Annotated in this window: 20 protein-coding genes; 10 read left to right on the forward strand and 10 right to left on the reverse strand. The window is 61.5% G+C overall.

The genetic code is table 11. The features are described 5' to 3' along the window. The first annotated feature begins 137 nt into the window (after window positions 1-137). Entirely contained in the window at window positions 138-1,514 is a 1,377-nt protein-coding gene (locus ABZ827_RS09360) for a helix-turn-helix transcriptional regulator (RefSeq protein WP_357234982.1), read from the forward strand. On the opposite strand, the gene ABZ827_RS09365 is transcribed toward ABZ827_RS09360, so the two are convergent. Further along, the gene (locus ABZ827_RS09365) at window positions 1,508-2,227 is read right to left on the reverse strand and encodes a haloacid dehalogenase-like hydrolase (RefSeq protein ID WP_357234985.1); all 720 of its coding nucleotides are present in this window, start codon (window positions 2,225-2,227) and stop codon (window positions 1,508-1,510) included. The genes ABZ827_RS09360 and ABZ827_RS09365 overlap by 7 nt on opposite strands. 514 nt (window positions 2,228-2,741) lie before the next feature. On the opposite strand from ABZ827_RS09365, the gene ABZ827_RS09370 reads away from it, so the two are divergent. From ABZ827_RS09370 to ABZ827_RS09380, 3 genes are read left to right on the forward strand one after another with little or no spacing between them, the layout of a single operon-like run. Continuing rightward, entirely contained in the window at window positions 2,742-3,707 is a 966-nt protein-coding gene (locus ABZ827_RS09370) for a Shedu anti-phage system protein SduA domain-containing protein (protein ID WP_357234988.1), read from the forward strand. Then, the gene (locus tag ABZ827_RS09375; RefSeq protein ID WP_357234990.1) at window positions 3,704-3,901 is read left to right on the forward strand and encodes a hypothetical protein; all 198 of its coding nucleotides are present in this window, start codon (window positions 3,704-3,706) and stop codon (window positions 3,899-3,901) included. Before ABZ827_RS09370 ends, ABZ827_RS09375 begins: the two co-directional genes overlap by 4 nt. Window positions 3,902-3,928: 27 nt before the next feature. Beyond that, window positions 3,929-4,375 (forward strand): hypothetical protein, encoded by a 447-nt coding sequence (locus ABZ827_RS09380; protein ID WP_357234993.1) that lies wholly within the window; start codon window positions 3,929-3,931, stop codon window positions 4,373-4,375. Window positions 4,376-4,509: 134 nt separating this feature from the next. On the opposite strand, the gene ABZ827_RS09385 is transcribed toward ABZ827_RS09380, so the two are convergent. Further along, window positions 4,510-4,812, reverse strand: a complete 303-nt coding sequence (locus ABZ827_RS09385; protein ID WP_357234996.1) for a hypothetical protein — start codon at window positions 4,810-4,812, stop codon at window positions 4,510-4,512. Further along, complete coding sequence (locus ABZ827_RS09390) at window positions 4,809-4,940, reverse strand: hypothetical protein (protein WP_357234998.1); 132 nt, start codon at window positions 4,938-4,940, stop codon at window positions 4,809-4,811. The genes ABZ827_RS09385 and ABZ827_RS09390 overlap by 4 nt, the downstream gene beginning before the upstream one ends. 255 nt (window positions 4,941-5,195) lie before the next feature. Between ABZ827_RS09390 and ABZ827_RS09395 the strand changes: the two genes are divergently transcribed. The 5 genes from ABZ827_RS09395 to ABZ827_RS09415 all read left to right on the forward strand — a co-directional run bounded on the left by ABZ827_RS09395 (window position 5,196) and on the right by ABZ827_RS09415 (window position 10,370). Continuing rightward, window positions 5,196-6,491: a helix-turn-helix domain-containing protein gene (locus ABZ827_RS09395; protein ID WP_357235001.1), complete on the forward strand. Its 1,296-nt coding sequence runs from the start codon at window positions 5,196-5,198 to the stop codon at window positions 6,489-6,491. Continuing rightward, window positions 6,484-7,053, forward strand: coding sequence for a GNAT family N-acetyltransferase (locus ABZ827_RS09400; RefSeq protein WP_357235004.1), 570 nt, complete (start codon window positions 6,484-6,486; stop codon window positions 7,051-7,053). The genes ABZ827_RS09395 and ABZ827_RS09400 overlap by 8 nt, the downstream gene beginning before the upstream one ends. A 360-nt stretch (window positions 7,054-7,413) precedes the next feature. After that, the gene (locus ABZ827_RS09405) at window positions 7,414-8,481 is read left to right on the forward strand and encodes a hypothetical protein (protein WP_357235006.1); all 1,068 of its coding nucleotides are present in this window, start codon (window positions 7,414-7,416) and stop codon (window positions 8,479-8,481) included. Between the two features lie 188 nt (window positions 8,482-8,669). Continuing rightward, window positions 8,670-9,824 (forward strand): reverse transcriptase family protein, encoded by a 1,155-nt coding sequence (locus tag ABZ827_RS09410; protein WP_357235009.1) that lies wholly within the window; start codon window positions 8,670-8,672, stop codon window positions 9,822-9,824. A 255-nt stretch (window positions 9,825-10,079) separates the two neighbouring features. Next, window positions 10,080-10,370, forward strand: a complete 291-nt coding sequence (locus ABZ827_RS09415) for a transposase (protein WP_357235012.1) — start codon at window positions 10,080-10,082, stop codon at window positions 10,368-10,370. 384 nt (window positions 10,371-10,754) lie between these two features. On the opposite strand, the gene ABZ827_RS09420 is transcribed toward ABZ827_RS09415, so the two are convergent. Next, window positions 10,755-11,597 (reverse strand): DUF4365 domain-containing protein, encoded by an 843-nt coding sequence (locus ABZ827_RS09420; protein WP_357235015.1) that lies wholly within the window; start codon window positions 11,595-11,597, stop codon window positions 10,755-10,757. Window positions 11,598-12,166: 569 nt separating this feature from the next. After that, window positions 12,167-14,122: a hypothetical protein gene (locus ABZ827_RS09425; protein WP_357235018.1), complete on the reverse strand. Its 1,956-nt coding sequence runs from the start codon at window positions 14,120-14,122 to the stop codon at window positions 12,167-12,169. A 403-nt stretch (window positions 14,123-14,525) separates the two neighbouring features. Here ABZ827_RS09425 and ABZ827_RS09430 point away from each other — a divergent pair, with 403 nt between their 5' ends. After that, window positions 14,526-14,765 (forward strand): hypothetical protein, encoded by a 240-nt coding sequence (locus tag ABZ827_RS09430; protein ID WP_357235021.1) that lies wholly within the window; start codon window positions 14,526-14,528, stop codon window positions 14,763-14,765. Between the two features lie 83 nt (window positions 14,766-14,848). Here ABZ827_RS09430 and ABZ827_RS09435 read toward each other — a convergent pair whose 3' ends face one another. Genes ABZ827_RS09435 through ABZ827_RS09455 form a run of 5 tightly spaced genes read right to left on the reverse strand, consistent with a single transcriptional unit; the run spans window position 14,849 to window position 20,535 of the window. Then, a complete protein-coding gene (locus ABZ827_RS09435) occupies window positions 14,849-16,534 on the reverse strand; it encodes an AMP-binding protein (protein WP_357235023.1) in 1,686 nt (561 codons plus the stop codon). Further along, window positions 16,531-17,880, reverse strand: coding sequence for an MFS transporter (locus ABZ827_RS09440; RefSeq protein WP_357235026.1), 1,350 nt, complete (start codon window positions 17,878-17,880; stop codon window positions 16,531-16,533). Before ABZ827_RS09440 ends, ABZ827_RS09435 begins: the two co-directional genes overlap by 4 nt. Then, window positions 17,877-18,410: a 3-isopropylmalate dehydratase gene (locus ABZ827_RS09445; RefSeq protein ID WP_357235029.1), complete on the reverse strand. Its 534-nt coding sequence runs from the start codon at window positions 18,408-18,410 to the stop codon at window positions 17,877-17,879. The genes ABZ827_RS09440 and ABZ827_RS09445 overlap by 4 nt, the downstream gene beginning before the upstream one ends. Then, a complete protein-coding gene (locus ABZ827_RS09450) occupies window positions 18,407-19,651 on the reverse strand; it encodes an aconitase family protein (RefSeq protein ID WP_357235895.1) in 1,245 nt (414 codons plus the stop codon). Before ABZ827_RS09450 ends, ABZ827_RS09445 begins: the two co-directional genes overlap by 4 nt. A 17-nt stretch (window positions 19,652-19,668) precedes the next feature. Beyond that, a complete protein-coding gene (locus ABZ827_RS09455) occupies window positions 19,669-20,535 on the reverse strand; it encodes an isocitrate lyase/PEP mutase family protein (RefSeq protein ID WP_357235032.1) in 867 nt (288 codons plus the stop codon). Window positions 20,536-20,630: the final 95 nt, after the last annotated feature.

Raw genomic sequence — 20,630 nt, forward strand, 5'->3', positions numbered from 1 at the left:
GGTTCTCATTGCTGTTCCCCTCGAGATCGATTCGGTGGGCCGTCAGTCCAAGAACAGCGGTGGAACCGCATGGCAAGAAAGGTGGCAAAACTGGTGAAAGAGACTTGCCGTTGCGGACTTTCCACCAGAATCGAGTCATGCAGGAGGGGAAGGTCGAACGGGTTGTGGTGCCCGACCACAATCGTCAGCGCGCCCAGGTGGCCGATGAACTTGCGCGCGAAATAAAACGTCGGCGACTTGCGGCGGGGTTGAGTCAGCGCGAACTCGCAACGCGAATCGGGTATACGCGTCAGTACGTGTCCATGACCGAATGGGAGGACGCGAATCTACCTTCCCGAGATCTTGTTGCGGCTATAGATGCAGGGCTCGACGCTGATGGTGAGCTCATGGCGCTACACGACCGGATCAAGCAAGAGCGGAAAGCCGCCCGTCGCGACGTTAGCCGAGTAGACACAGCGGGTTCCGCGGATAAACGAAGTGAGTGTGTGCCCATCGGCGTCTTCGGCCCATGCACTCATCCAGGGGCGCTATCGGAGGCCATAGATTTCGACATTCCATTGGATCGCGAACAGATCGGTGCACACCTTCGGTCGCAGCGGATGTCCGAACATGCGATCACGAGTCTCTTCGAGGTGACCCGCCTGCTGGCTGGTCAGCGCCAAAGCGTGGCGCCGGGTGCACTCCTCGGTCCCATCGAAGCACACCGGGACACTGTTTCAGCCCTGTTCCGGAGTACGAGCGACAGCCGGCTGAAAGAACGACTCGGATCACTGCTGGGTGAGACCTCCATTGTCGCAAGTCGAGTATGGAGTGCTGTCGGCGATCGTGCGATGGCGCTCTCGCACTGCGCATTTGCTCGCAAGCTGGCAGACAGCATGCGTGATCCGGTCATCGGAGGGGTGGCTCGGATATTCGAAAGCAACTTGCGGTCGGATGCGGCAACGCTGATCGGCTCGGACGGCGACGTAATCATTGGTCTGCGGATACTCAGAGACGCTGCGACGATGGCGGATAGCTTGCCGCCTGCGGCCAGGGCAAGGATAGGCGCCGAGCTTGCCCAGGCATACGCGGTGCTCGAGCTCGATCGGGAGTGTCAGGACGCTCTGTCTCGCGCACAGCGCGCAGTTGACGACATTGATGAAGTTGACCGTACTGGGCTTTTCAGTGACTGGGATGCGAGTCGGCTTCTTGTCTACGAAGGCACTTGCTGGCTCTTCCTGAACAAGCCCCGGAAAGCCATCGCTGCTCTCGACGCGGCACTGAGCACAACTGGAGACGGGAACCGGAATGTGGGGCTTGCCGCACAGGTCGACCTGGCGAGCGCATACAACCAGATCGGCGAACTCGAAGAGGGCTGTCGGATTCTCGGAGAAACCCACAGCAGTCTCGTTGCCATGGGCAACCAACGTGGTATCGAACGTGCACGTCGGGCAATCGAGAGAACTACACCGTGGCGCAACGAGCAGCCTGTCCGGGCACTCCGGGAACGGATCCGAAGTACCGAGATTCAATGAGCGGCACCGGTCAGTGATTGCACCGCGGAAACAACCGAGTCCGGATCCAAGGCATCGAGGATCTCATCGGGAGAGTGTTCCAGTAATTCGCTGTGCTTCATCCGGTGCGTTACGACGATAACCCGAAAGCCGGCATGCCGAGCACAATAGATATCGTTCGGAGCGTCACCTACAACCACAGTCTGCGAAATGGAAAGCGGGCTTCCGAACTGGCTGAGATATCGGTCGGCGACAACAGCAGGCAGTTCCAGCCTGTCCTGGGAGTCCGAGCCGTAAGCACCGAGGTCGAGTCGCAGGAGCGAATCCAGGCCGGCTACCCTCAGCTTGGTTTCTGCTGCAGATCGCAAGTTACCGGTCAAGACGGTTTGAACGAACCCAAGTTTGTCCAGTTCGGCGATCGACTCAGCCGCGCCAGCGTAGGCTGGTTGGTCTCGCGCCATCTCTGCTTCGCCTTCGGACATCACCCTCGCCAGTTCGTTATGGAAGCGAGCGACGCCGGCCTGCGCCAGGTCTTGCGAGATACCCGACGTAACAGCTGTTTCGACCACGATCGACTCGTCGGTGAACCCATGCACTCGTGCTGCTGGGAAAACCACATCGGGCTCCGCTAAAGCGTAAGTACGTGCGATAGCCCTTCGGAGCCATCTCAGGTCGGCAGGGATCAGGGTGCCGTCGATATCCCAGATGACGAGTCCCGGGCGCGCCGCAGTCATGAGAGGATTCTGACAGACCAGACCAGAACCTACGAGGCTGCGCTGACCGAACCAGAGGGGGCGGGTCACAGGGCTGTATGTGCTGCGGCGACATCTTCGGCGTGGCTGACGAATCCTCCCCGCAGCTCCGAATTGTGGTCGCCGGTTGCGCAGCCGACGCCGCAGATGTTCAACCGGTTTCGGGTTCGGCCGACGGTTCCAGCTCACCGCCGATGATCAGGGGCACAGATCGCTGTCAGTGCGTCGATAGATACTGTCTGATATGACGGGTAGAGCGGATTGGGTTCTCGAACGGGCGCTGGAACGTGCCCAGCACGAGGCCGAGTCATCAGAGGTTACGAGTGCCATCGGCGAAGCTCTACAGTACATACACAGCGGAAACGGGCGCCATCGTCGGGGTGGGAAAGAGTTGGTCCGCCGGTTGGAGATGGCTCGGCTGAGAGCCTCCGAGGAGTCCGAGTGGCGGGCACTCCACCTTCTACAGGATTGTCTCGACTACTGTATGGGGCGAGCTTTGAAGCCAGAGTTCGAGGAGCGATTTCGACTGCTCGAGGACGGCGCTCGCAGTGAAGTGAACCGCAAATTCGTATCGTCGATTTTCTACGTTGTCGCTCAGTCTGTGCGAGATGCTGGGCAACGCCTGCTGGCCAGCGGTGAAAGCCGCACAGCGGAAGAGTTCTTAACTGGCCTTGTCTCAGCGCTCGAAGACGGTCAATTCGTCGAGGCTCCCGTCGATCGTCCTGGTCGCTATAGAATCGTGCGTGGTCGCGCCGAAACGGCCCTCTGGCTGGAGCGTATCTTCCGCAACCGTATAGATATCGAAGATCCCGTCGAGGCTGCCTGCCGAATCGTAATGTCTCCCGAAGCGATGACTGTGCTGGCGAATGAGGACGTGGGCATTCACCTGCTAAAGGCTGTTGAACTGAAACGAAAATCGGAGGCGCTAGGAGATATTCGCAGAGTCATAGAAGACGTCAACGCGACAGAGTACGGCCTGCAGCGTGTTTTGCAGGCGCATCCTTGGATTTTCGGAGGGAACTTTCTCGGTGCCGAAGTCCGGCGTCGTTTGGTTCCTGGGGACGAGATCGACATTCCCCTGATTCGGTCGGACGGCAGCCTTCATGTGGTTGAACTGAAGAAGGCAATGGGAGCTCATGCGATCGTGAAACGGCATCGCGGCGCCTGGGTTCCGACTGCCGCAGTCCATGACGCGGCCGCACAGGCAATCAACTACCTGGTTGGACTCGACGAAGACCGCTTGCGTATCCGAAGCGAGTTGGGTATTGAGGTTCGTCGCTCCAGCGCCCTGGTATTGATCGGTCACCCGGCAATCCACCCGGAGATTCCCGAGGAGACCATCTGCGAGGTACTCAGGACTTTCAATTCGCATATGAGTCGCGTTGAGGTACTGACCTATAAGGAGCTCATCGACAGCGCGGAACGGGTCCTGGGGTATGACGTCGATCCAGCCAATCTGTGACCAGAGGACAGATTGATGTGGAGGTCGCCTGCCGGGTAGGCGATGATGCGTTGGACGTCGTTGAGCAGACCCGGTCGGATCGGGCTCGGATCAAGGTCGGCAAGCTCTATGAACGAACCGAGCGGGTGAAAGGCAACGTCGCGATCGTTGAGGCGCGCGACCGGATGCCGCCGTTGGTGAACGCACAGGAGTGAAATATGCGGGTCGCTGTGAGCGGGCACATGAACATCACCGAGGAAACCACGGTGCTGGTGCGTGAAGAGATCGCTCGGCGCCTTGCCGAGGTTCCCGATCTGGTGGGCGTGAGCTGTATCGCCCGGGGAGCCGATTCGGTGTTCGCGCAAGCAGTGCTTGAGGCCGGTGGTCGGCTGGAGATAGTGCTGCCCTCGCGGAATTACCGCGAAGCCAAGGTGAAGCCTGATCACGCAGCGGTGTTCGACGAACTGGTGGCGCGTGCGGCCGAAGTTCGGGTGATGGATTTCGAGGAGGCCGGGCGGGAGGCATATGAGGCTGCAAACGAGGCGCTGCTCGGGGCGGCTGATCGACTGATCGCGGTATGGGATGGAGAGGGTGGCGAATCCGGCGGCACCGGCAGCGTGGTGAAGCTGGCGCGGGAGCAGGGGGTGGCTGTGGATGTGGTGTGGCCTGTCGGTGCCGCCCGCGCTTGACCACGCTGAAACAGGCGCGTTGAGCACCGACATCTTCGCGCACCGTGGCCTACATCAGGGCCACCAGATTGTCGCTGCGATCACCAGCAGCGGTAATCCGATCGCGATAGCGAAACCGAGCACTACCAGGGTGCTCATGGTGTGTCTTGTGTGGAGGTCCAGCGTGGGAAGTTGAGACGCGGTGGCACGGTTTCCACGTCGCAGATGTCCAGTACGGCGTCGAGTTCGTGCGGGCCGAGGTGGTCGGGTGCGGGCAGGATCACCAGGTCGGCGCCGGCGTTGCGTGCCTGGTCGGCCACGCGTAGCACCGAGTGTTCGCCGGGCCATACGAGGTGGTAGCCGAGTCGGTCGGCGAGGCGGTGTACGCGGTCGCGGTCGGTCTCGGGTGCTCGGCTGATGTCGTGGTTGATCCACCCGAACGCGATCGATTGGCTCATGGCGCGATATCGGCGTCGGTGGCGGGTTCCGGGACATCGCGACTGGCGCGGAGACCGGCCGCGACTCGTTCCAACGTTGCTGTATCGAGGAAGTATTGGTCGCGCAACAGCCGGACGGTCGATTCCATTGCCCGGTTTCGTGCCGATCGCTCAGGCAGAGGTGGTCGTTCGCGCACAGTGCCTCCTGGGTGGGGTGTCATGGCGTACACCCGGCGCCGAGGAATTCCGTGGTCGGCGGCCTCGTAAGGTGCTGGCCGGCCGGGTGGTTCGACCCGGCGCCGGGGCTGGATCAAGCCTCATCGACCGGTGTTCGCGGTCCCAGGGACAGCAGTCATAGAGAACCGCTACGCTTCCGCTAAGTTTGCAGCGACAGGGGGTTTCGCGTGATCGTGGAGGTTTGGACAAGGGTCGAGGTGCGGGCACTGCGTGACGCGGCGTTGCGGATGACGCAGGAGCAGTTCGCCGAACAGATCGGGTGGTCTGTTGCGACCGTGCGAAAATGGGAACGTGCCACCGAATCGCGGCCGGTGCGCGGGCAACGTGCCGCCGACCTTGATAGTTGGCTCGCCAAGCTGAGCCCGGAGCAGATGCGTCGATTCGCTCTCGCCGTATCCGCCCCGCGGGGCGCAGCACAGCGACACTCGCCGTCTGGAGGCGTAGAGGATGAAGCAGACGTGAACCGCCGCGAATTCAGCAAGGCTGCCGCGCTCACCGTCGCGACGTTGCCGCAGTGGAATCCGACCCGCATCGGTATGGCTGATGTAGACCGCCTTAACGCATTTACGGCCGAATTGGGGAGGATGGACCAAGCGGTCGGCGGTGCCAACCTTCTACCGACTGCCGTCGACGCGTTGGCGCAGGCCCAAGGCCTACTGCACCGCGGAGCCTACGACGAGAAAACTGGTCGGGCGTGGATGTCGGCGGTAGGGGAGCTGGCGGTTAAAACGGGTTGGCTTGCGCATGACGCAGACCGGACTGACCTTGCACGTCGTTGTTACGCCGATGCGCTGTCGCTGGCGTCCGCGGCAGATGACGATGATCTGACTGTCCATGGGGCACTGAATGCCGCACTGCAAACTATCCACTTGGCCCGGTCCGGTGCTGCTTCTCCCTCATATGCTCGCATGCTCGTCCGGCGCGCCGGTTATCTCGTGCGGCGGCGACCTCCGGGGCGGATTCACGCACTGATCGCCGCGCGAGAGGCTGCCGTATGTGGTGTGGCCGGCGACCCTCACGGTGTTGCACGCGCAATGTCCACAGCCTGGCGTGAGATGGACTCCGCAGCCGAGTACGAACCCGCCGATCAATGTGCGCCCTGGCTGCGGTTTGTCACCCACACGGAAGTACGCGGCCATGAAGCACGGGCATACTCTGACTCCGGAAATCACAGGCGCGCGTTGGCCCTGTACGAGGTCGTGGCAGCAGAACCGGCAAGCGCCCGAAATGCCACCCACACCGCCGCCTGGTTCGCGGTTGCCCTGGCATCCACTGGTGATGCGGCGGCTGCGATCTGCGCGGCGCGGTCAGTGCTGGATGCCCTGGAGGGGCCGGTTGCATCGCCTCGCACTCTGCAGGTGTTGAAGCCCGTCCGGCTCGCCGCCGACACTGGTCCCGAAAGCGAAGAGTTCCGGGCGCGGTTCGATGCTCTCACCACGACGAAAGGGACATTAGTTGTCTGAATTCCGCCGGTTCGGCCACTTGGATGCTCGCGAGATCCGCGACACCGTTCAGGATGTGTATGCACGGGCCTATGCGGAATCCATCGCTAGCGGAGACCCGTTCGAATCGCTGGAGGCGGCCATGCGTCGATTCGACGCGTACACGAGCGGTTCCGGATTCGATCTGGTGGTGCTCTACTTCGATGGTGAGGCAGTCGGGCAGGCGTGGGGTTGGCCGCTCAACGAAAATTCCCGATGGTGGAACGGTCTGCGACTCGACGAAGAGGAGCCAGAGTTCACTACGGAGGACGGGGCGCGGACATTTGCGCTGTCGGAGATCATGGTGGCGCGCGAGCATACTGGCCGAGGGCATGCTCGGGCGCTGCACGACGAGTTGCTGGGCGGTCGGGGAGAGCGGCGAGCGACGCTGCTGGTAGACCCGACGAACGAGCACGCATACTCGCGGTATCGGAAATGGGGCTGGTCGCGAGTAGGGGCGCTACGACCGGGCTGGGAAGCAGCTCCGACGTTTGACGTACTGATTCATGCTTTGCCGCTGCAGCTGGAAGCATCCGCCGTTTGACGTGAGGAGGGATTATTGGTGCTAGCGGCACCCCGCACCAGAACTGCTCAAGTGTAGCCATTTACGGCGAGTACCGCATGTGCTGACGTTGAATTGGACCGCGCGAACCGACTACAGGAACCGGGCAGGGCGGACCCCCGATAATTCATGCCGCCAGGCAGTTGACCGGGTCCCGCCCTTGCACCCAAATTACTTGCAGGAGCAAGGACTATCAGTTAAGGTCTGCAAGTGGCGCTGCGTCCAAGTGAGACAAGTCATGGGATCCGATGGCTTGAAAACTTTCATCGTGACGAAGTTCGGACCGCGACTCTACTGATCGACAGTCTCCGGATCATCTCCTCTTCGGCCTTTAGAGCTACTATGGCGGATGCACTCCAGACAGTCATCGGCGAGTGCCGGGCGCCGGTAGGGGTATTCCCTGCAAGGGAAGTGCTGACAAAGGGCATCGATGACTTTGCGCCACTGGATCACCCCTTCGCGGGTACCCCGGGCAGTGAAGGTCTGATAGGCAACATCATTCGAGACGTAGTTGGCCGAAAACCGAGATATGACCGGGCGGCTTCGTACACTTCGCTGGACTGGTTGCGACGGCACAGCGTCAGGACACTGCTTCTGGTCGATGACTACAGTGGGACGGGTAACCAGCTCGTTAACTACATTGACGCCTGGGCTGGAAATCCTACGATAAGAAGCTGGCACTCTTATGGCCTGCTACGCATTCGAATTTTAGTACTCGCTGCCTCAGCGCTTGCGATTAAGCGGCTGCAGGGACATCGTTTTGTTGACAAAATCGTGTGCCTCGAACAGGGTGTCGGATTTGATACTGCACCATGGATGGATGACGAACGGGCGGCCATCGTAGATCTGTGTAAAAAGTACGCTCATGCGCCGAAATATGCTCTTGGTTACGGCAATTCAAAAGGACTGCTCGTCTTACATCACACAGTGCCGAACAACCTGCCGAACATTCTGTGGCAGTTAAAGTGCCCCAAGGTGTCGAATTGGGCTCCACTGTTTGGCAAACGAACGATGGTGCCTAAGCTGCAGCGGGAGCTCGACGACTATCGGTTGGAGACGGACCCCAAGAGAATTGCTGCGATAATCCAACATGAACGCCTTGGTGATGCGCTCGATGCCCAGAACGACCCGACTGTGCGAATCTTGTTGCTAGTCTTGGGCGCCATTCAACGCGGCTACCGGGACCCGATAAAGCTAGCCAATCTCCTTAGTATCAGCCATGTTGCCGTGCGGGTCACGATAGAAGCTTGCCATGAACTCCGGTTGCTAGATTCGGAAAACCGGCTGACGGACGAAGGTCGGCGGGAGTTGCGTCATGCGCTTCATCGGCCTGTCGCTCCAACGTGGAGCCCACGGCGTGACGATTACGACGAGTTGTACTATCCTGCGACACTGAGGGGAGCCAGGTGACATCTAGTGTCCGTCGATCCGTCGGGTCGACCGGCCGCGGATTCCATCCGTGGTGCGTAAGCGGGCCGTGGGTTAGCCACACGCTCCGATCAATCCCACGTTCGCGTCACGACCGCGCCGCCGCTGGCATCCTCGGGGCCTCGGCGCGTCGGCGCGGTCTTGAGCGGTAGAGGGGAAACCAAAGGTAGATGATCGCCGGCTCGCCTCACCACTACCGACAACTGGGCCGTGAGCAATCCAAGAGTGATTCTCTGATCGATGCGGCGCTGGACCAGGCGAGCAGAGTTGAGTCTCAAGGCCTCGCTGCAATTCTCACGCTTAATCACCTCGCGAAACGCACCGGAGTGTCGTACTACTATCTGCGAACGATCGTTTCCCGCCAACGAGATCCGTACAAAGATTTGGTTCTTCGGCGTCGAAATGGTCGTAAGATGCGCGCAATTTCCATGCCAGACCCGCCGCTTATGGAGGTGCAACGTTGGATGTTGCGCAGGGTTGTCGGCAAGATTCCAACTCACCCTGCTAGTTATGCGTACGAAACGGGTTCTTCGATCCGCAGTTGCGCGATTAGGCATGCTGGCGCGAGGTGGTTAGTCAAGCTGGATTTGGAGAATTTCTTCGAATCAATCGATGAACGACGAGTGTTTCGTATATTCAACGATTTGGGGTACGTGCCACTCGTGGCCTTCGAGCTTGCACGGCTGTGCACAAGGTCCGCAATACATGCAGGGCATATCGATTCTGGCCGTTTTGCCGGAAATGCGCGTAAGCGTGTTATCGCTGAATATAGTAAACCCGTACTTGGATTCCTTCCTCAAGGTGCGCCTACTAGTGGTGCACTCGCTAATTTGGTTGCGCACGACCTGGACATTGTATTTTCTGATCTGGCTAGACGTGAACGGATGGTTTATACGCGGTACGCGGATGATCTGACATTCTCATCGATCGAAGAATTTGATAGAAGTCGATCGGTCCGGCTGATCGATAGCGTCCGTAAGTGTGTGCAAGGCGCGGGTTTTTCGCTTCACGAGAAGAAAACACGGATTATCCCGCCAGGTGGCCGAAAGCTTGTGCTCGGACTGCTGGTGGATCGCGATCCAGTGCGGCTGAGTCGGGCTACGCGATCCCGAATTGTAGAGAATGTTCGTGGCGTCGAAAAGTTCGGCCTGGCTGACCACGTTTCGCACCGGGGTTTTTCATCAATCGACGGGTTCGTCCGGCATTTATCTGGGCTGATTGCGTTCGCAATGGATGTGGAACCAGAGTGGGCGGGGGTAATGGGGGGACGATGGCGTGACGCACTGCGGGTGAATCACTGGTTAGACCTGTCGGATCTCACGTGAATCGTCGACTTGCGTTTCACCACTGTGTAATTCACACTCCCCAATTAGTTACCGAATTTCGCGATACAAGCGCAAGAGGTGCCGGCGCTTCGCGCGGCCGTACTGCGGCGCGGAGCTGCCTTGCTCGTGCCTCACCTCCTGGCGCGCCGGTGCGTCGGGCGCACGCTACGCCCACCCCCCACCTGACCCGCTCCCCGTGAATGCGACCAGCCGGAATTAGAGTCTCGTTGGCCCTGGTGAGGGCCAGAAGGGACGATGGGAACCATGGCTGGACGGAAACGGCATTCCGCGGAGGGCATCGTGCGCATGCTGCGGCGCGCCGATGAACTGGCCGCGGAAGGCTTGACCGGCGAGCAGATCGCCGCCGACCGGGGAGTCTCGGCGGCGACACTCTATAACTGGCGCCGCCAGTACGGCGGCATGGACACCGACGCCGCCAAAGAACTCAAGGAGCTGCGGGAACAGAACGCCCGATTGAAGCGGCTGCTGGCCGATGCGGAACTGGAGAAAGACGCGCTGCGCGAGATTTCGAAGGGAAAATTCTAGTCCCAGCGGCCAAGCGACGCGCCGTGGACATGCTCAGCGAGGTCTTGGGCATGTCGGAACGTTTCGCGTGCAAGGTCGTTGGGCTCGCCCGATCGACATACCGCCGGTGCCCGGCCACGCAAACACCGGCAGACCCCGACGCCGGAACGCGGGCCTGGCTGCGGAATTACGCGGCCAAGAACCCGTGTCACGGGTTCCGCCGGGACTGGTCACTCCCAGTCCACAGCCAGTTCGTTTGGGTTCACCTCCTCCACGTCTGACTCAGTACAGCTGGGTAAAGGACGCTACGCGATTTCCCAGGCCGCCCTTGACTAGCCCTTCCCATGGTGCAGGATTGCCAATACGAGAAAGCATGGGAAGAAGTTTCCGAACTTCCGATCATCCTCATAGGCCGCGAATCTCGTCAAACTCTCGATTTCGATCAACGAATCTCATAAATTCATCAAGCGATTCCCATTCATTAACCGCCTTGCCTTTGCTGTCCACCAGCCCAACTATGGCACCGGCAGAAAACGCATTCAGCACCTTGCTATAGGCATTTACTGCCGCCCCGGGTATGGAATCTATTTCCAAACCTGTCTCGGCCGACAGTATTAGCAGTTTTTCCAGCCCCTTGCCGAATGCTGTCATCTCGCTCCGGCCATCCGGCCAAGTGAGAAAGAGGAGCCCCGCCTGTGGGTGGTAGTCGATCTCGAAGTCCACCAACTCAGAGAGGCGGCCGATCAGAGCGGTTGCACCAGTCTGTTCATTCTCGAACCGCTCGTGCCTTTTCCGAGTTCGGACCGCGATTCTAGCTATCCCCGTCTTATCGATTCTGTTATCGATCGGAATATAAATCGTCCTGGACTTCTTACCTCTGGAAGAAGGTGCAATTTCTGGGGACTGTGCGATTTCCCAGTAAAATTCGTTCAGCTCCGAGTCCCACAAGACTAGAACCACAGGCTCCCATAGGTCGTTCCACTGCGCCACATGTCGGACATCAAAAGAATATTTGAGATACTTTCCGTCTTTGGATAAATGACGAGATCGATTGCTGAAATGCTTCAATTGAACAAAAAAGGCGTAGGGTGTTGTCCGGTTTGACTCAAATATACGGACAAGCAAATCTTCACCGTAATCCTTTTTGAGCTCTTCTGCCGTCCAGCCTCCGTATTCGGAAAACAGATCTATGAGCTTTGCAACCGATCGGTCCGATTTAATGTGGGCAGGCGGACGCTCCGGTGACACTTGACTCCTTCGTTCTGCAATTTATGAAATCGGGCGATTTAATTCCCCGTTGTAACGCAACTCTGCCCCGTCCTCCAGGTCACTCTCGTCCCAGGAGGGGATTATAGGACGCCGGAACCGCCTCGCGCGGCCCGGTCATTGCGTGCTACTCCTATGGCGCCGAGTTCCTGATCTCGGGGCGGTGGGAGCTGCCCGCACCCGCGCGACTTCGGGCGTGACACCACCAAGTCCGAGCCCGGCGACTCGACCATCGCCTTGCTGACTCGCACACTCTCCGCGCCGTCGGTGATGTCGGCAGGAACAAGGTCAGAAGAATCACCACCCGATGCCGCTCCGGCACCGCACGGGCGAGCGCGAACACCTGGGCCACGGGCAACACCGGAGGTTCTGGGCTGTCCTCCTTGTTGTCGCCGATGGCGTCAGCTGCTCTGATGGACTTCGTTCACCCTTGACCCCGGAGCCTTTACGCGAGAAGGGCAGGCCCCGTGGGGCAGGCGGTGATGCCTACCCCGATGTGTGCACGCCACCACCGAGCAGGCCCCGTGGGGCACTAGACCGCCTATTTCCGGCTACGACGAAAACAGATACTTCAAATCGCCGCCCCGCCTGAGGTTATCGATCCTCCGTCGGTATTGGTCTCGCTGACGTGTCGCGTACATGCTCACTGTTTCGCCGGTGACAATCGCCCGGATGACAGTGTTCAGCGCGCTCCGGCCCATTGCCAGGGCGAAATCAGCGATGCTTTCGCACGCCGCGGTAGACAGTGTGCCTCCGTGGATCGCTGCGTTACGGGATCGCGTCAACCGCCCCACCCGGGCATTGAGCAGGCGGAACTCGGCATCGAAGGAACTTCCAAGTGCGGTCGTCGAGCGGAGGATGTCGTCGGTTTCGCTGAGTTGACGCACCAGCCAGTGCTTCGAGTAGCTCCGTCTCAACGTGCCCATATGTGGCAGGGCTTTCCGTACATCAATACGCGAGCCCCACCCGGACTCTTCAATGTCGTCTTGTATCGCCCTCAGGGCTGGATCGTCCGATGCGCCAGGTGTGCGGTCTGGCCTGTGCTGGACCACGGCGGCAAAGACATCGTGTCCGATACGATTCGCCAACGCTATGACGGCGAACTCGTCGAACAGGTACTCCTCGGCAAACGCGTACCAGCTGTACTTCTCGTGGGGCGCAACCCAGGTATTGCAATGTTCGATGGCCCTGACCGCGGCTGTGACAATTGCTTGCGGGTCTTCCCGGGGCACACTAGTGAGCGCATTAAGGAGCGCGAGCACTGGCTGCAGTTGTTGTGCACGTTCACTGGTGATCAGAAAGCCGTCAGCGGTCATCTCACTAAGATTGGTAGAGAAGTAATCGTTCTGAAAAAATACAGGATTGGGCATTGGATGCTTCGGCCCCCACTCTGTGGGACGCGGGTTGTAAGAACCGTCGCCGAAAAGCAATGTGCCGCTGAGAACCTGCCACATCTCCTCCGGAGCTCCTGCCACCGCGAGTACCGTGTCTAAGTAAAGTCGAGCCATCTCTACGGCGCGATGGCGCTCGACTCGGTCAACGGCCACCCTGGCGTAGGCAAGCTGCGGAAGGTACTCGAATCCGGAAAACTCGTCCATATCGTTGGACAGTTGAAGTTCGCGAATCTTTTCGGTCAGCAGCTCCTCCGGCACCACGGAGAAAGTCTCCCTTGCTCGCTCATGGTCGCAGAGTGCACTGGCGAGCTGCTGTGCGTCGTAGAATGTGACATTGCCATGTGTCATGCACTCGTAGCCCTTGACAAATGCTGGGTGAATGCGAAACCACACAACATAATCCCCCGTTGCGGGCGTCTGCACAATGCAGCGCTCGGCCAGAGTGGCAAGTTCGCTATCGGTCAAATTCGTCGGTGCATTGAAGTTCTCGGGTGTAATTGGGTCGACCGGGTCGCCAACCATAACTTGCGCGTCTCTGACGCTGCTGGCATATCCAAACAGAACCTTCACAGCGGTTGACATCGGGCTCCAAAACCAACGCCCTTGCCGGCGCAAGTCGCTTAGGCCGACCAGCGTGTCTCGAAGGTAAGCAACTCGCTCGTGCGGGTATTTGGCATAGTCAGTATCGCGGCACGCTTCCACCAAGTCACTCCAAGCCGCAACGAGGGCGTCATCCGGTTCAAGAGCCTTAGCCAGCGTGTCAACCTGCCCAGCGATTACGGGCCGTACGCTGTCCTCAAGGTTGTACCCTCTTCCATTCGTCTTGGGAACGAGCAGTCGATTCATGATCGTTTGGTAAACGACTGTCGCCTTGGGGCCGACCAAAGTTTGCAGTTGTGGCCCTATCCAAGTGGCGGCCTCGTCGAGGTCGGAGGCAATCGAACGCCAGTCACGTACCTGCTGCCCAGTATGTTGGCGTGCATCCGCACAGGCGTTAGAGATTTCATCAACGATCGCGGTCAACGGCATACGACCTGCCCTCCAGGTGATCGTTTCCTTCCGCCCGGTGTACTCGTCGAGTTCCTCAAGCCACCGATCGCGCTGTTCGAACATCCAACCTCCTGTGCTGGTCAATTGTTTGCAGCCGCGCGGCATGACAGGTCGTTCGTTGTCAGTTTGACGTCTGCAAGTGTGTTTCGCCAGGTAATCGGCCGGGATGCATCGGGACTAGAACGGACCACACGCTACGCACGATGCCGAACAACCGCCATGTCCGCGCCGATCGACGCACCACCGAATCATGCTTCTGACCAGGTAATTTTGCTCAGCGGCTGGACTGGGGGTCAAGAGGCGCCGGCGCTGTCGCCGCCGCCGCACACGAATCCGCCGGTACCCGCTCGTGGGGCCTGGCCGTGGTCACCACGACGAAGCGCCCGATACCGGCAGCGACGATCTGCGATCATCTCAGCATGATCGACCAGCCCGAACGAGGCTTCAGAGCAAACCGGTCCCGCCGATGATCCGCTACAAGGTGACTAACCGCGAAGAACGTGAACGATCCTGGCAGGTGGAACCATACGGGGACTTCATCAGCCTCAAGCCGGGCGACACAATGACCGTTGAGTATGAACACCCGGCGGAGCTGACCATCGAGGTTCGTCTGAATCCGGGGTGCGATCAAACGTGGATCGACGCACCGCCCACCACTCTCTTCCCTGAAGACCTCAAACACAACGATGTCTCCGTGTGGGGATAGGTCAACGAATAGCGACCTCCGGCGGCTGGCCCGGGGCTGCTGCACGGATAGGGGCCACTGTCACCCGACCGTGCAGCAGCCCCTTATGCGGTTCGGGCGTCGGTGTGTTGATCACGTAACGCTCGTCGGCGAATCTTGCCGGTCTGTGTCTTCGGCAGGTCCGAGAGGATCTCAACCACCCTGGGGCGCTTGTAGGGTGCGAGGCGTTCTCGAGCGAACGAGATCAGGTCGTCGGCTTGCGCATCGTGCCCACCCTTGAGAGATACGTACGCGGTGACCGACTCACCCTGATACTCGTCGGGAATTCCCACAACCGCTGCTTCGAGCACCGCCGGATGTTCGTAGAGGACGTCCTCGACCTCGCGCGGCCAGACCTTGTACCCGGAGACGTTGATCTGGTCCTTGATCCGGTCGACCAGGTAGACCCAGCCCTGTTCGTCCACGATCGCGCTATCTCCGGTGCGGAGGCGACCTCCCGGCACGGCGGCCTTGGATTCTTCTGGATTGCGCCAGTATCCGCGGATGACCTGTGGGCCGGTGATTAAAAGTTCGCCTTGGCCGCCGGGCGGGACGGAGTTGCCATCGGGGTCAACGACGTCGACGTCTACTCCCGGGAGCGGTAGTCCGATAGACAGGGTGCCGCTGTCCGGGTCGACCGGTGCGTTCGATCCGGGCGGGACCGCGGTGACTGCCGAGGAGGTTTCGGTCATGCCGAAGGCGTTGTGGATGTAGTGGCCGAAACGTTCCTGGAAGCGGGTGACCGTGCTCGGTGGGACCGGCGCACCCCCGCTGAACAGCGTTTTGATGGTGGAGAAGTGTTCGGCCGTGGCGTATTCCGAGTTCATCATCGCGTTGAAGGCGGTGATGGAGCCGATGGTGTAGGTGGCGCCGTGTTCGCGGAGGGCGTCGACGGCGACGTCGGTGTGGAAGCGGCCGGTGAAGACCAGGGAGGTTCGTTCGGTGAGGGCGAGGGCGCCGATGACGACCGCTCCGGTGATGTGGAACAGCGGGGCCAGGGCGAAGACGACGTCGCCGGGGGTGATGCCGGCGAGTTCGGTGAAGCTGGTGGTTACCGCGCGGACGTTGGCGTGCGAGTTCATCGCGCCCTTGGGTGGGCCGGTGGTGCCGGAGGTGTAGGCGAGGAAAGCGAGGTCGTCGCCGTGTACCTGGACCGATGGGGGTTTCCGATCGGCGTACTCGTGGGCCAACGTGAGTAGGTCGGGTGAGTCTGCGGACCCCTCGGTGGCAGGGGCGGTTTCGGGTTTGAAGACGCGGGGGTCGTTGCGGGACTGGAGGTCCGACTCCGCGGTGCCGAGCACCCACCCGACTGTGGTGCCCTCGACGTCCTCCCGGACCTGCCGCACATCGCGGTCGGTGGTGATGATCCCGACCGGTTCCGCATCGCTGACCAGCTGGCGGAGTTCCCGCCCGCGATACATCGGGTTGAGCAGCAGGGCGATCGCGCCGAGTTTCCACAGGGCGAGCAGGACGAGCGCGTATTGCGGGATGTTCTGGAGGTGGATACCCACCCGCTCACCGTGGCCCACGCCGCGGTCGGCGAAAGCGGCCGCGAGTGCGTTGGCGAGGTCGTCGGTCTCGCGCACGGTGAGTGTGGTGTCGAAGTACACGAGGGCCGGGGCGTCGGGTTGGTGCTGGACCCGGTCGTTCCATGCCGCCACGAGTGTGGCGAACTGCTGCCGGGGCACCCCGCCCGCCGCACCCTCATCAAATGCGGCGGACGGGGCTTTCCCGGTATCACCGGTGGTCATGCCGGGAGTTCCTTTCGACCGGTTTCGCGGACGGTGGCGACCGTGAGGAGGCCGATGGCGCAGACGCCCATCACCCAGTAGGCGGGGGACATCGCGTTACCGGTCGATTCGACCAGCTGGGCGGCTACATAGGGGGCGGTTCCGCCGGCGGCGATGGTGCCGATATTGAAGCCGAGGGAGACGCCGGTGTAGCGGACCGTGCGGGGGAAGAGCTCGGTGAACAGCGGGAACGCGGGGACCTGGACGACGCCGTTGAGGGTCATGTAGACGAAGTAGACGAGGCCGATGACCACGATGCTCGAGGTCGCGCCCATGATCATGAACGCGGGGAGGGCGATCACGACATAGGCGAGGTAGCCGGCGATGAGGACCGGTTTGCGGCCCCACCTGTCGGTGGCCATACCGCTGAGCGGGAAGGTGGCGCAGGCCAGGGCGATGGCGATGGCGGAGGTCCAGTAGACGGAGTCTTTGGAGAAGCCGAGGTCGTTGATCAGGTAGACGCTGAAGTACGTCAGGCCGATATAGCCGGAGCCGTTGGCCGCGATCGCGATACCGACGGTGCGCAGCACGGGTAGCGGGTTCTTGGTGATGACCTCCCGCAGCGGGCTCTTGGTGACCTCGTGCTTCTCGGCCATCTCCTCGAATTCGGGAGTGTCCTCGAGCTTCATCCGGACGCGGAGGCAGACGTAGGCGAGGGGGAGGGCGAGCAGGAACGGGATGCGCCAGCCCCACGATTCCATCTGCTCGTCCGTGGTGATGAGGGCTACCACGCCCACGATCGCGGCGGCCACGGCGAAGCCGAGGGTGGAGCCGACGGGGGTGAAGGAGCCGAAGAAGCCGCGCCGCTTGGGTGGGGCGGACTCGGCGATATAGGTCGCGGCGCCGCCGACTTCGCCGCCGGCGGAGAAGCCTTGGGCGAGCCGGACGAGCACCAGCAGAACGGGCGCGATGAACCCGACGGCCGAATGGGTGGGGAGTAGGCCGAGGATGCCGCAGGCCACGCCCATGCTGACGACGGTGATGACGAGGGAGTGGCGGCGGCCGCGGCGGTCGCCGAGGCGGCCGAAGAAGATACCGCCGAGGGGGCGGGCTACGTAGGCGACACCGAAAACGGCGAGGGTCGACAGGACCGAGACCGCGGAATTATCGGAGGGGAAGAACAGGGGTGCGATGGTGACGGCGAGGAAGCCGTAGACCGCGAAGTCGTAGTACTCGATCAGGGTGCCGACGCCGCCGGCGATGGCGGCGCGGCGGGCCACGGAGTTCGACTTCTTCGCTGCTGTCGCCGGTAACGGTCCGGAGGGGTGGAGGTCACTGGACCCGACGCGAGGTTCTGTGTTCGTCATCGATCTTGTCTTTCGCGTGCGTGCTCGGCGAGCAGGAGTTCATAGGAACCACCGGCTTCGATGACCTGGACGGTCCGCGGGCTGGGTGGGTTACCGACCAGTCGAGTCCCGTCGGGCAGGCGCATGGCCGCGGAACGCCAGTCGAGTGCCACGGCATCGTCGACTGCCACAGCGGTCGAGATGCCGGGGATCGTGATCAACGGCATGCCGTTGAAGGTTTCGCCTCGCCAGAAACCGGGCGAGAACGATTCCGCGACGATCGCCGATATGCCCGCGTTGCGGAGGGCGACCATCGGCGGATAGTGCGGATGTCCGTAACCGAAGTTCCGGCCGCCAACGATGATATCGCCGGGGCGGACGCGGTCGGTGAAGGAGGGGTCGTAGGCCTGCATACACACCGACCGCAGGTGGTCGGGGTCGTAGGACTTGATATTGGAGACGCCGACGACGAGGTCGATATCGAAATCGTCGCCGAAGATCCAGGCGACCTTGCCTTCGATGAGGTCGGGCGGGGGTGGGTAGGCGCTCACTGATTCGACTCCTGGATCGTGCCGGTGAGGGCGCTGGCGGCGACGGTGTAGGGGGAGCCCATGTAGATATTGGCGTCGGGGCTGCCCATGCGACCCGAGATGTTCAGGACTCCGGTGGAGATGCAGTTCTCGCCGGGTTGCAGGGGTTTCTGGTAGCCGAAGCAGAAATCGCAGCTGGACACGTTGATATGCGCGCCGGCGGCCCGGAGGACGTCGAGGATGCCCTCGTTCTCGGCCTGCTCGTACACCTTCTGCGAGGTCGGGACGACGTTCAACTCCACCCCGGGCGCTACCTGCCGGCCGTCGAGGACCAGGGCGGCGGCGCGCAGATCCTCGATCCGGCCGCTGGCACACGAGCCGATGAAGGCCTTGGTGATCGGGGTGCCCGCGAGTTCCTGGGCGGTCTTCGTGTTGACGGCCCGGGCCGAACCGGGCAATACGACCCGAGGGGTCAGGGTCGAGAGGTCGATCTCGTAGCGAGCCGCGTAGGTGGCGTCCGCGTCGGGATATACCGGGTCGAAGCTGCGACGTGCGACTTTGTTCGCATACGCCAGCGACATCTCGTCGGGTTCGAAGACTGCCGAGACGGCGCCGGTGAACATCGCCATTCCGCACAGGCCCTGGCGGTGGTCGATCGCCATCGAGCGCGCGCCGGGGCCGCCGAACTCCATCACCTGATGCGCGCAGCCGTCGGCGCCGACCATATCGATGATGGTGTGGACGAGGTCGCGGCTGTCGACGCCGGGCGGGAACTCGCCGACCAGGTCGAAGCGGGTGGTGGCGGGGATATCGACGAAGACCTGGCCGGTGACCCAGGCTTCGATGAGGTCACGCCGGATGCCCCAGCCGAGGGCGCCGAACGCGCCGATACCGCTGATATGGCCGTCGAAGTGGACGAGGAATTCGCCGGGGATGGCCAGGCCGAGCTCGGCGGTGAGCTGGTGGCCGATACCGCGACCCTCGTGCAGTTCGATCTTGTAGAAATCGCACCAGTCGCGGGTGACCTGGTGAACTTCGGATTCCTTCTCGTTGCGCTTCGTCAGCATGTGATCGATGAAGACGATGTAGCGACTCGGATCCTTCAGTTCGGTGATCCCGAAGTCCTCGCGCATCTGCCGGAACATCACGTCGGTGTAGCCGGGGAAGTCGTAGGCGATCATGCGAGCCGGCTGCACCGGGTGGTTCTCACCGGCGCGGACCGTTTTCTGATCCGAGGCGCGGCCCAGGATCTTTTCCGTCATCGTGTAGCCCACGGCGGTCACTGCTCCTTCGCGGGTAGGTACTTGTTCTGCATGGCTTCGACCTCGGGGAAGCCGATCAGTTCCACGAATTCGTGGTGCTGGAGCGCGTCGGCGCTCACCTTGGCGGGGGCTTCGCCCGCGGCCAGCCGCTTCAAGGTCGCTTGGGCGGCCCCGGCTACCGCCATGAGGATCTGGGTGGGCAGCAGGGCGAGCCGGACGCCGATCTGGTCGAGGATTTCGGGGGTGAAATCGCGTTCGGTCCAGGTCGAGGCGGTGAGGGTGGCCATCAGCGGGACCCCGACCTCCTCGTGGCAGCGCTGCCACTCTTCGACGGTTTCGAAGGTTTTGGTGACCGGCATGATCATGTCGGCGCCGGCCTCGACATAGGCCTGGGCGCGGCGGATGGCGTCGTCGCCGCGGGCGTCGGTGCGGGCGATCAGCAGGACGTCGTCGGGGATGGAGTCGCGGACGGCGCGGATCTTGCCGGTGGCTTCGTCGACGCTGATCAGGTCGACGGGGTCGCCCACGCAGATGGGGCAGGACTTGGGGGAGACCTGGTCTTCCATGAACATCCCGCCGACACCCGCGTCCACGAACTTGGCGGCAGTGCGGGCGGCGTTGACGGCATTGCCATAGCCGGTGTCTATATCGGCGACCAGCGGCAGCTTGGAGGACTCCCGGATGGTGCGGACGGCCTGCAGGTTCTCGGTCTGGGTGTAGAGCTCGGCGTCGGGGAGGCCGAGGGCCGCCGAGACGGCGAACCCGGAAGCGCACAAGGCGCTGAAACCTGCCTGTTCGGCGAGGCGCGCGGTCAGGCCGTCCCATACGCCGGGCGCGTAGACCAGGCCGCGTGACGTGAGGTCTTTCAAGGTCGGGCTGCTCACTGTCCACTCTCCGTTTCGCAATGCGGAATGCGTTTCAAAAACTCGTAACGAGACGGTAAGGTGGTCCGAGTCACAAAGTCAACCCCGATCGGTAA

The organism is Nocardia sp. NPDC019395 (genome assembly GCF_040632335.1).
Taxonomy (GTDB): domain Bacteria; phylum Actinomycetota; class Actinomycetes; order Mycobacteriales; family Mycobacteriaceae; genus Nocardia.

Bases quoted from the DNA above. Each gene is read 5' to 3' on its own strand.
- ABZ827_RS09385 (WP_357234996.1), bottom strand. From the start codon at position 4,812: ATGAGCCAATCGATCGCGTTCGGGTGGATCAACCACGACATCAGCCGA.
- ABZ827_RS09440 (WP_357235026.1), bottom strand. From the start codon at position 17,880: ATGACGAACACAGAACCTCGCGTCGGGTCCAGTGACCTCCACCCCTCC.
- ABZ827_RS09365 (WP_357234985.1), bottom strand. From the start codon at position 2,227: ATGACTGCGGCGCGCCCGGGACTCGTCATCTGGGATATCGACGGCACC.
- ABZ827_RS09360 (WP_357234982.1), top strand. From the start codon at position 138: ATGCAGGAGGGGAAGGTCGAACGGGTTGTGGTGCCCGACCACAATCGT.
- ABZ827_RS09380 (WP_357234993.1), top strand. From the start codon at position 3,929: ATGAACATCACCGAGGAAACCACGGTGCTGGTGCGTGAAGAGATCGCT.
- ABZ827_RS09450 (WP_357235895.1), bottom strand. From the start codon at position 19,651: ATGACGGAAAAGATCCTGGGCCGCGCCTCGGATCAGAAAACGGTCCGC.
- ABZ827_RS09405 (WP_357235006.1), top strand. From the start codon at position 7,414: ATGGCGGATGCACTCCAGACAGTCATCGGCGAGTGCCGGGCGCCGGTA.
- ABZ827_RS09390 (WP_357234998.1), bottom strand. From the start codon at position 4,940: ATGGAATCGACCGTCCGGCTGTTGCGCGACCAATACTTCCTCGATACA.
- ABZ827_RS09435 (WP_357235023.1), bottom strand. From the start codon at position 16,534: ATGACCACCGGTGATACCGGGAAAGCCCCGTCCGCCGCATTTGATGAG.
- ABZ827_RS09425 (WP_357235018.1), bottom strand. From the start codon at position 14,122: ATGTTCGAACAGCGCGATCGGTGGCTTGAGGAACTCGACGAGTACACC.
- ABZ827_RS09415 (WP_357235012.1), top strand. From the start codon at position 10,080: ATGGGAACCATGGCTGGACGGAAACGGCATTCCGCGGAGGGCATCGTG.
- ABZ827_RS09430 (WP_357235021.1), top strand. From the start codon at position 14,526: ATGATCCGCTACAAGGTGACTAACCGCGAAGAACGTGAACGATCCTGG.
- ABZ827_RS09410 (WP_357235009.1), top strand. From the start codon at position 8,670: ATGATCGCCGGCTCGCCTCACCACTACCGACAACTGGGCCGTGAGCAA.